Genomic DNA, 9520 nt, shown 5'->3' on the forward strand with positions numbered 1-9520 from the left:
TATTATTATATATAAGAGAAATAGCTTCAAGTGCATGGACATCTGTTAAGGGCGAGTGGGCATTTGATACAAAAGCTTCTATAGCATGGGTTAGAGCATCCATACCGGTACAAGCTGTTAGATAATTATCCATGGTCATAAGGGGAATAGGGTCTATTAAAGCAAGGTCAGGGACAACTTTTTTGCTGATTATGCCCCTTTTCAAAGATTCTTGAGAGTCTTGAATGATTGCAAACTGAGAGATGTCTGCGGAAGTTCCGGCGGTACTTGGAATACAGATTAGAGGTGGTCCGGGAAGCTTGATTTCATCCACACCTTCATAATTAAGAACGTGGCCGCCGTTAGTGGACACAATACTGATACACTTAGCACAATCAATAGGACTACCACCGCCAATAGCAATCAATAGGTCACAATCATGAGAAAGAAAGATTTCTGCACCCATCATGGCCTCGTAATCTCTGGGATTTGGGGTAACATCATCAAAGATAATGACATTTTCGGTACAAGATCGAATAAGGTTTTCTAATTCCAAAAACCAGGGTTGGTTTTTTACACCTACATCCGTAACAATCATTGGTCTTTTTGAGTTAAAATGGGTTAAATAGCGAGGGATAAGAAGTCTTGCATCAATACCGATAATGATTTCAGGTGCAACAAATTTTCTTAAGTCCATAACAGTGTCTTGAGACATCTAATCATCCTCCATTCAAAAACGTCTATAATTATATGAAAGTGGCTTTTGATTTTATCAAATATGTAAGTAAGGTTATGACACCTTAGTCAAGTCAGAGCTTGTTATAATATTATAGCATTTAAGCTTAACCTTGACAATCTATGCATCATGGGACATCATAGTGTTATAGGAATTTGTCGTATTTGAAAGGATGATTAGATGGAAAAGGTGATAGTAGTTGTGACCGGTGGTACGGGTTATATTGCATCTTGGGTTGTACGAGATTTGCTCAAAGAAGGGCATGAGGTTCGAACCACTGTAAGGAATATGAAAGATGAAGAGAAGTATTTGCACTTGTTAAATCTAGAAAAAAAATATGATGGTACGCTAAAAATCTATGAGGCGGATTTGGTCAAATCAGGTAGCTTTGATCAAGCCATTGAAGGCGCTGATTATGTCATTCATACGGCATCGCCTTTTTCAGTTGATCGTAGCTTAGATCCAAAAAAAGATCTGCTGGAACCGGCAGTAAAAGGCACAGTGAATGTGCTTGAGGGTGTTAATCGATCAAAATCAGTCAAACGTGTTGTTTTAACAAGTAGCCTAGCGGCTATCTATGGCGACAATCGTGATATGCGTGATTTTGGGATTGATGCCTTTGATGAAACCATGTGGAATACAACCAGTTCGTTGAAAAACAACCCCTATAGCTATTCAAAGACTATGGCAGAAAAGAAAGCATGGGAGATGGCAGAACAACAAAATGAATGGGATTTGATTACCATTCATCCCGGATTTGTTTTTGGTCCATCTTTATCAAAACGAGTGGATGCCACGTCTGTCGATACCTTAAGGCGACTCCTTGGTGGTGAATTTAGAACAGGGGTACCTCATCTTGAATATGTATTTTCAGATATAAGAGATATAGCAACTGGCCATATTAGGGCTGCTTTTACTGAAGAAGCAAAAGGTAGATATATTATAGCTAATGAAAACGGAAGTTTTATAAAAATGGCTAAGATTATTAAGCACTATTATGGTAAAAGGTATAAAATGCCAGTAGGAAAGGTCCCAAAGTTTATTGTTTGGGTTATTGCGCCTATGATGGGACTTTCTAGACAATATATTAAAAACAATGTGGGCTATAAGCTAAAAGCAGATAATAGTAGAAGTATTATAGAGCTTAAGATGTCTTATCGTTCTCTTGAAACCACTCTGATTGATCATATTGAACAACTTAGAAAAGATGACTTGATATAAAAGGCAATTTAATCTGCCCAGCCCCAAAAGTTTAAAACGAAAGAAGTATAAAATATGGAAATACAAGTAGGAGGTTTATTAATGAAGGTATTATTTATTGGTGGAACAGGTACCATTAGTTTAGCTATATCGAAGGCGCTCATCCATAAAGGTGTAGAGCTCTATATTGTTAACAGAGGTAATCGTAATGAAGCTCTTGGTGATGAGGGCGTGACATATATTACTTGTGACATTCATGATGAAGAGAAGCTCTCTTCTTTAATAGAAAATATGTTCTTTGATGTGGTTGCAGACTTCATAGCCTTTGAGCCGTCCCATTTAGAAAGGGACCATCGACTTTTTAAGAATAAGACAAAGCAGTTTATATTCATTAGTTCAGCATCTGCATATCAAAAACCTTTATCAGACTATAGAGTTAATGAAGGCACACCATTATCCAATCCCAACTGGGCCTATTCTAGAAATAAAATTGCTTGCGAGGCCTATTTGATGGACCTATATCGATACGAAGGTTTTCCAGTCACTATTGTAAGGCCAAGCCATACCTATGGCAACCAATCCATACCAATAAGCATAAAAGGACATCAAGGTAGTTGGCAAGTGGTTAGAAGAATGTTAGAAGGCAAACCGGTTATCATTCATGGTGATGGAACAGCCTTATGGACCATGACCCATACAACAGATTTTGCAAAAGGCTTTGTAGGGCTTATGGGTAATATACATGCTATTGGTGAGGCCGTTCAGATTACTTCTGATGAGACATTAACATGGAATCAGATCTATCAAGCGATAGCGGATGCCCTAGGTGTTAAACTAAAAGCCTTTCATGTGGCATCAGAATTTTTGGCAGAATGTTCGGATTATGATTTTGGCGGTAGTCTTTTAGGAGACAAGGCACATTCGGTTGTCTTTGATAATAGCAAACTAAAACGTTTGGTACCGGAATTTGTAGCCACCACGCGATTTGATCAAGGTATAAAAATGACCATAGAGCATTATCTTGAGAATAAAACCTTGCAAAAACAAGATCCGGAATTTGATGCATGGTGTGATCGTATTATAGAGGCTATGGAACAAGCAAAGAATTCTGTCATTTTATAAAGGATGGTTTTTATGATGAAACAAGGAATAGGGGTTCTACTTATTTGCCTTTTGATTTTCTCCGGTTGTAGTTGGGGAAAGGATCAATCAGATGACATAAATAAGATGGATTCCATGAGTGAGGAAGAAAAAATCGCTTTTATGAAAGGTAGTATTGTAGAGGACCATTATAAAAATGATTTTTTCGGCCTAGAATTGGTATTGTCCAAGTCATGGGTGGTTTTGACTGAAGAAGAGATGATGCGTTTGATGCAAACAGGTGAAGATATTGCTTCTGAGTCAGATGCGACATTTGATTTGACAGAGCTTGAAATACTTAATCTAATGGGGGTATTCAAATACCCTTTTGATGAAGTGGTTGCTATGAATCCGAATCTATACATATCAGCAGAGCGTCTGGATGAGACGATGGATATAGGTAGCAGTGAGGCATATATAGAACAAGCCCGTGCAGGTATTGAACATCTTGGCGAGACCATTGTATTTGATAAAACAATGGATACACTAAAGATTCAAGAAAATACTTATACCAAAAGCCATGCGACCATTGACCTTGGTTACATGGTCATTTATCAAGTACATTATGTGACCCTTACAAGAGGATATGCTCTTAATATCATTGTCACTTATATGGAAGACGAAGATCTTGAGGCGATTGAGAAGATGTTAGGGTTTTGATATCAATGTCTAGAACACTACAACAAAAAAAGCCACTGATAAAAATATATCAGTGGCTTTCAAGTATTATTTTTCATTGTCCTCTACCCATTCTTTGGCATCTTCTACCGCATTAATGCTAGGTTGGTTGACATTTGTTTTTGGATCGAACTCTTTTGAATCGGCCCAAGCTTCTGTTTTTGTAGAACCATATTCTTTGTTATCATTTTGACTCATAATATCACCTCGTTTATATCTTATAGATTACAGTTTATCGTGCACGATTGATTGTTATTTACATTATGTACTAAATGATAACAAATGTCAACTAGGAATACTTATATTATTTCGTAGGATAGTGATATTTAATTGTTGGATAGGTATGATTCTTTGGTTAAAGGGTCAAAACTAAGTTTCACTAAATTCACATACAATATATAGATTACGTTGATACATTCATAACTATATAATATATGTGAAAGTTTAACTATATAGTTTTGACACCTTAACCATCTTTAGGTGTTAAAAGTTTTTTGTAGGCGTGATACAGTCCGATAGTACCAACTAAAAAATGACAAGGAGACATTCGTTATGGGAAAAATAAAATGGAAACCAGGCAATATGATATACCCATTACCGGCAGTGATGGTGAGCTGTGGTAAGAATGAAGAGGAACATAATATCATCACTGTAGCATGGACAGGTACCATATGTACCAATCCACCAATGACTTATATTTCTATAAAACCGGAGCGTCATTCTTATGAAATTATAAAAAGGAATAAGGCTTTCGTGATTAATCTGACAACGGAGGCACTACTAAGAGCAACAGACTATTGTGGTGTCCGCTCTGGAAAAAACGAGAATAAAGGCAAAAAAATGAAATTGAATTTGGTAAACACTGAAGAAATTATGGCACCTCTTATAGAAGAAAGTCCTGTCAATATACTTTGTGAGGTGGTTGAAATCAAAAAACTAGGTTCTCATGATATGTTCATTGCAAAAATCCAGAGTGTCTATGTGGATGAAAACCTCATGGATGGGCAGGGCAAATTCCATCTGGATGCTGCAAAGTTATTTGCTTACTCTCATGGTGTATACTATAGTCTAGGGGAAAAGCTGGGTACTTTTGGCTACTCAGTGAAGAAAAAAACAATGGGACCGACAAAAAAGAAGAAAAAGTAGTTGTATTATAAAAGGGTTAAGGCGTCAAAACTATATAGTTGGACGGCTACTTTGTCAAGCTCATTTTAATAGAATTTTAATGGCAATTAGTAAGCTACCATACTATAATAATGACATCAACAAGTTTGGAGTGAACAAAATGATTCAAGTATTGACTGGAATAATAAGTGGTATCTTAAGTTTGGGGTTTACATTAATTACACTCATATTCAACCTTGTATTAGCCATAATCGTCATTATGATTATGACAGCAAAGGGTAGAAATGGCTTGCTTTGGGGTATTGCAACTTTTTTCTTTCCCTGGATGATTTTCATTGTCTTGCTGATACCTAGAAAGATTCCAAGATTTAAAAGCTACCTAAAAGATGAGCCGGCTTTTGCAGGTCTGAATCCGGTCGTTGCCTCAATTATGGGGCTTGCAGCCATCGTTGCAAAATCCGATGGCCACGTCAGTACAGAAGAAATCCAGATTATCAGGCAGTATATTGCCATGAATTTTCAAATAGCGGGCTCGGCGTTTAATGCCTATGAAAAAGCCTTCAATTATGGTAAAATTCATCCTGAAGCCTATGTTGAGTTTGCAAGGGTTATTAGAACCTACCATAATCGACGAGATGTGGTTCTATCCATTAGTTATCTTTTGGTTTCTCTTGTGATGCATGATCATAAAATGACAGATATGGATGAGGTTTTGTTGGTTAAGATACTAGCGGAACTTGGCCTGACTGAATACGAATATATGAGCATCAAAAGGTATTTTACCCAAAATACTAGACAACATCATTATAGTTACCAGAATTATGGCTATAATGATTATGCGGACCGAAGTAGGATGAATTCTACTGATTTGGTAAGTAAATATAGTAAGGTCCTTGGGGTATCAGAAAAAGCTGATTTAATGGAGATTAAAAAAGCATATAGAAAGCTGGCCAAGGAACATCATCCGGATAAAATCTCTTCAGAAGGCATGCCGGAAGATTATAAGCAATATTCTAATCAGAGGATTGTAGAAATCAATGAGGCTTATGAGTATCTAAAAAAGGTAAAAACGGCATAATAAAAACCAGCTCATATTGCTGGTTTTTGTTATAGCTTAAGAAAGAAAACTCACGGGCTAAAAGCTAAAGGTCCATGGGAAGAGAGGTGTTCTCAACACGAGGCACTTTGGCTAACCTTTGGTCTACGAGGGTATTAAAATAGACGCCGGCTATGATTAATAGACAACCCATTATTTTACCAAGGGATAAATCAATATCTCTTAGATAGTCAATAAGAATACCCATCATAAGTTGACCGGCATACATCAACATCGTGGCTGCAATGATGGAAAGCTTACGGATAATCACAGTTGAAGTGGTTACCACAATAATCCCCATTAAACCGCCAAAGTAAGCAAGAGCATGGGTTGAGGATAGCTTTGATAAGAATCCAAAGGATTCTCTAAGAATTATAAACGCGAATGTAACTGTCGTAAGACCGGTAACATAGTTCATAACTGTGCATTGTTTAATACCAATATAGTCTGCCAATTTTGCATTTTGAACCATGGCAATGACAATGGAAACACCTGTTAGTAAAGCTACAGTAAATATCATAAAAAACCTCCGACTAAAAAATAATTAAAAATAGAGCGCCCATGGTAATAAGCGCTAAACCTAAAAGCTTTAAAGGGACAAAAGGGTATTTTTTCATTCCCATCAAGCCATAGTGGTCTATAACTGTCGAAGTAACAATTCTTCCCACAAGGCTTAGCATCAAGGTGACAGTGGCGCCGATCGATAAAAAAGCTAAGTTGGTGAAATATACGGAAGCAACACCGGTTACACCGCCTAAGAGATAGAAAAAAGGAATACCCTTTAGCGTGGTCCAATTACCATTTTTGCTATAGAAAAGCAATAGGGCTCCTATAAGTCCGGTAATATGTATGAAGAGTAAAGCAGGTGTATCTCCGATGCCTTCAACAAGTAAGCCGTTGGATAAGATCATGATGGCGACAGTCATGCCGCTGAACATGGCTAATAATTTATACATAATGAATCTCCTTTTTACATAGAACTATGGTTAAGGTGTCAAAACAATATAGCTGAACTTTCACATACAATATATAGTTATGAATGTATCAACGTAATCTATATATTGTATGTGAATTTAGTGAAACTTAGTTTTGACCCTTTAACCAACTATATAATCTAAATATTGAGGGTGGGGCTAGTGAAACTTTAGTTTTGGCGCTATAGACGTCCTAAACATAGCATGTTATAATAAATAAAAACAGGACATATGTCATGGTGGTGGAAAATTGAAGGAAATAGTTTCGGCACAAAAATTAGAAGATTACTTTATAACCTATGGGTTAAATAATATTTTTAAGGAAAATATGTATGATTATTGTCGTATTTTTGAATATGGAAAAGGTGAGATGATCTGTGAAAATGGGAATAAGATCAGCTATTTGTTTTTACTGGTGGAAGGTGAAGCAAAGGTATTTACAACTTTAGGTAATGGTAAAATATATCTACTTCGAATAGAGAATCCTTTAAGTGTTTATGGTGACTTGGAGACACTTATGGAACATGAGTATACAGCGAATGTTGAGGCCCTAAATAAGTGTATATGTATTGGTATACCCATGGTTCATATTAGGCGTGCGTATTTAGATCATGCACCTTTTTTGAAGTTTTTATGTTTGTCTTTGGCCAACCGTTTGGACAAAGTCAGTCAGATGAGTACCTCTAATATTCTATTGCCATTAAAAAACAAATTGGCCAGTTATCTTTTGGCACATAAAGAGTTGGATACCAATAATATTAATGTGAAATCAAGCTTTGTTGATATTGCAGAACAATTAGGCACTACCTACAGACATTTAAACCGGACCATTAATGAAATGTGTCTAGAAGGCTTAATCAATAAGCGAGGTAAGATCATGGAGATAGCAAGAATAGAGGATTTGAAATCATTAGCAGGGCACACATATAGATATTGATGGAGGTATATAATGGAGAGAAAAGTAGGACTGGTCCTTGAGGGCGGTGGCTTTCGTGGCGTATTTACAGAAGGCATATTAGAATGTTTATTGGAAGAGGAGATTTATTTGCCCTATGTGATCGGCGTATCCATGGGCGCCATAAACGGTGGCAACTATATATCCAGACAGAAAAAACGTAACTATGACACTATGATGACGTATTTAGATGACCATCGCTATGTGAGCATGAAGAATATGATTACAAAAGGCAGTCTTTTTGGCATGGATTTTTTATTTGAAGACGTAGCTTATAAATTGAACCCTTTTGATTTTGACACCTTCCATAAATCGAACCAAGAGTTGGTCATAGGTGCAATGAGCTGTCACAGTGGTTTGACGGACTATTTTTACAAAAGTGAGTTGGACGATCCGGCTCTATTAATGGCACTTAGAGCCTCATCAAGCTTACCTTTTTTATCACAAAAAGTATGCATAAAAGGGATTCAGTATCTAGACGGCGGCGTATCTGACTCGATTCCGGTGCGTCAAGCACTTGAAGATGGTTGTGAAAAAGTCATTGTAATTTTGACCAGGCATCAAGGTTACGAGAGAAAGCCTTTCACCTATGAAAAAATCGGTAATATGATGTATAGAGCCCATCCGGCAGTGGTACAAGTCATGAAACGACGCCATATATATTATAAGGAAACAACAGAGTATCTTGAGAAGTTAGAAAAAGAAGGGGTGGCATTGGTGATACGGCCACCTAAACCAATCTTGCTTGAGAGAGCTGAAAAAGATAGGGAAAAAATCAGAGCAACCTACTTGATGGGTTATCATTATGGTAAAGAAGTCATGGATCAGATAAAAAGCTTCACAGGTGATTTGGTACAAACATAAACGTCATATAGAATATAAAAAGGTCTCTAAGCTTTTCCACTTAGAGACCTACATAACGCATTCAAAATAGGGATTACCCCATCATTTGAAAAAGAGTTTATAGATTATAATCTGAACTTTTTAATGTCTTCTTTCATACGCTCAATATCCATTAAGAAATCTTCAATGTCATGTTCGTGTTCAAGTTCGTCATTAAGAATAGATACTGCCATTTGGTAAGTTGAATGGTCTTTTCCGTTTGTAAAATCACAAATTTCCTCATATCTTTGAATGGCACAACGTTCACCGGTGAGATTTTGGTTGAGAATGGTCTCAATATAAGGATCAGTTGGTGCTTCATAAGCACATTTTGCAAAAGAAGTCCAATCAGCAGGGTTTAGGATAGGTGTTCCACCAAGCTGTAAAATACGGTTAACAACAAGTTCTGCATGCCCAAGTTCCTCTGTAGCATGTAACAGTAACTCAGGTTCTACCTCACTTCTCATAGGACCTTCCATCATACGTGCACCGATCCAATATTGATAATAAGCCAACCACTCTTCTGCCAGTGCTTCGTTCAACATTTGAATTAATTTTTCTACATCAAGATTAGTGATCTCAATAGCTTTTTTTCCCATAATTTCCTCCTTTATAATCATAATCAACTAGATTCTGAGTACATACCAATAGCTGGTATTATGTTTTTTCTGCATTGAATCTAGATAGTTCCTTCTATATTGTAACATTTCTGTGAGAAACTGTCTAGAAATATGCAGGTACATATAACGTAGCAT

Annotated in this window: 12 protein-coding genes; 7 read left to right on the top strand and 5 right to left on the bottom strand. The window is 36.8% G+C overall.

Going from position 1 to position 9520, the window contains the following annotated elements; genetic code table 11:
• The coding region (locus P0N36_RS13545; RefSeq protein ID WP_275843392.1) for an iron-containing alcohol dehydrogenase at positions 1-694 on the bottom strand (694 nt) is incomplete at its 3' end.
• A 201-nt stretch (positions 695-895) separates the two neighbouring features.
• Between P0N36_RS13545 and P0N36_RS13550 the strand changes: the two genes are divergently transcribed.
• The 3 genes from P0N36_RS13550 (at position 896) to P0N36_RS13560 (ending at position 3715) form a co-directional block, all read left to right on the top strand.
• A complete protein-coding gene (locus P0N36_RS13550; protein ID WP_275843393.1) occupies positions 896-1936 on the top strand; it encodes an NAD-dependent epimerase/dehydratase family protein in 1041 nt (346 codons plus the stop codon).
• Between the two features lie 81 nt (positions 1937-2017).
• Complete coding sequence (locus P0N36_RS13555) at positions 2018-3037, top strand: SDR family oxidoreductase (RefSeq protein ID WP_275843394.1); 1020 nt, start codon at positions 2018-2020, stop codon at positions 3035-3037.
• A 12-nt stretch (positions 3038-3049) separates the two neighbouring features.
• A complete protein-coding gene (locus P0N36_RS13560) occupies positions 3050-3715 on the top strand; it encodes a hypothetical protein (protein ID WP_275843395.1) in 666 nt (221 codons plus the stop codon).
• 66 nt (positions 3716-3781) lie between these two features.
• Here the strand turns inward: P0N36_RS13560 and P0N36_RS13565 are convergent, their stop codons facing one another.
• Entirely contained in the window at positions 3782-3931 is a 150-nt protein-coding gene (locus P0N36_RS13565; RefSeq protein ID WP_275843396.1) for a CDIF630_02480 family spore surface protein, read from the bottom strand.
• Between the two features lie 354 nt (positions 3932-4285).
• On the opposite strand from P0N36_RS13565, the gene P0N36_RS13570 reads away from it, so the two are divergent.
• Together P0N36_RS13570 and P0N36_RS13575 are read left to right on the top strand one after the other, a co-directional pair.
• Positions 4286-4879 carry a flavin reductase family protein gene (locus tag P0N36_RS13570; protein WP_275843397.1) on the top strand — a complete coding sequence of 198 codons (594 nt, stop codon included), beginning with the start codon at positions 4286-4288 and terminating at the stop codon, positions 4877-4879.
• A gap of 139 nt (positions 4880-5018) precedes the next feature.
• Positions 5019-5936 (top strand): DnaJ domain-containing protein, encoded by a 918-nt coding sequence (locus P0N36_RS13575; protein WP_275843398.1) that lies wholly within the window; start codon positions 5019-5021, stop codon positions 5934-5936.
• A 64-nt stretch (positions 5937-6000) separates the two neighbouring features.
• Here P0N36_RS13575 and P0N36_RS13580 read toward each other — a convergent pair whose 3' ends face one another.
• Together P0N36_RS13580 and P0N36_RS13585 are read right to left on the bottom strand one after the other, a co-directional pair.
• Positions 6001-6474, bottom strand: coding sequence for a DMT family transporter (locus P0N36_RS13580; RefSeq protein ID WP_275843399.1), 474 nt, complete (start codon positions 6472-6474; stop codon positions 6001-6003).
• A 13-nt stretch (positions 6475-6487) separates the two neighbouring features.
• Positions 6488-6910: a DMT family transporter gene (locus P0N36_RS13585; RefSeq protein ID WP_275843400.1), complete on the bottom strand. Its 423-nt coding sequence runs from the start codon at positions 6908-6910 to the stop codon at positions 6488-6490.
• A gap of 268 nt (positions 6911-7178) precedes the next feature.
• On the opposite strand from P0N36_RS13585, the gene P0N36_RS13590 reads away from it, so the two are divergent.
• Both P0N36_RS13590 and P0N36_RS13595 read left to right on the top strand, forming a co-directional pair.
• Complete coding sequence (locus P0N36_RS13590; RefSeq protein WP_275843401.1) at positions 7179-7865, top strand: cyclic nucleotide-binding domain-containing protein; 687 nt, start codon at positions 7179-7181, stop codon at positions 7863-7865.
• 12 nt (positions 7866-7877) lie between these two features.
• Entirely contained in the window at positions 7878-8747 is an 870-nt protein-coding gene (locus P0N36_RS13595) for a patatin-like phospholipase family protein (RefSeq protein ID WP_275843402.1), read from the top strand.
• A gap of 104 nt (positions 8748-8851) precedes the next feature.
• On the opposite strand, the gene P0N36_RS13600 is transcribed toward P0N36_RS13595, so the two are convergent.
• Entirely contained in the window at positions 8852-9364 is a 513-nt protein-coding gene (locus P0N36_RS13600) for a ferritin-like domain-containing protein (protein WP_275843403.1), read from the bottom strand.
• Positions 9365-9520 lie beyond the last annotated feature (156 nt).

The sequence above is a fragment of the Petrocella sp. FN5 genome (assembly GCF_029210395.1).
GTDB lineage: Bacteria > Bacillota > Clostridia > Lachnospirales > Vallitaleaceae > Petrocella.

What these genes read in the sequence shown, in the direction of transcription:
- P0N36_RS13565 (WP_275843396.1), bottom strand. Translation starts at nt 3,931, where the DNA reads ATGAGTCAAAATGATAACAAAGAATATGGTTCTACAAAAACAGAAGCT.
- P0N36_RS13570 (WP_275843397.1), top strand. Translation starts at nt 4,286, where the DNA reads ATGGGAAAAATAAAATGGAAACCAGGCAATATGATATACCCATTACCG.
- P0N36_RS13560 (WP_275843395.1), top strand. Translation starts at nt 3,050, where the DNA reads ATGATGAAACAAGGAATAGGGGTTCTACTTATTTGCCTTTTGATTTTC.
- P0N36_RS13580 (WP_275843399.1), bottom strand. Translation starts at nt 6,474, where the DNA reads ATGATATTTACTGTAGCTTTACTAACAGGTGTTTCCATTGTCATTGCC.
- P0N36_RS13600 (WP_275843403.1), bottom strand. Translation starts at nt 9,364, where the DNA reads ATGGGAAAAAAAGCTATTGAGATCACTAATCTTGATGTAGAAAAATTA.
- P0N36_RS13595 (WP_275843402.1), top strand. Translation starts at nt 7,878, where the DNA reads ATGGAGAGAAAAGTAGGACTGGTCCTTGAGGGCGGTGGCTTTCGTGGC.
- P0N36_RS13555 (WP_275843394.1), top strand. Translation starts at nt 2,018, where the DNA reads ATGAAGGTATTATTTATTGGTGGAACAGGTACCATTAGTTTAGCTATA.
- P0N36_RS13585 (WP_275843400.1), bottom strand. Translation starts at nt 6,910, where the DNA reads ATGTATAAATTATTAGCCATGTTCAGCGGCATGACTGTCGCCATCATG.
- P0N36_RS13550 (WP_275843393.1), top strand. Translation starts at nt 896, where the DNA reads ATGGAAAAGGTGATAGTAGTTGTGACCGGTGGTACGGGTTATATTGCA.
- P0N36_RS13575 (WP_275843398.1), top strand. Translation starts at nt 5,019, where the DNA reads ATGATTCAAGTATTGACTGGAATAATAAGTGGTATCTTAAGTTTGGGG.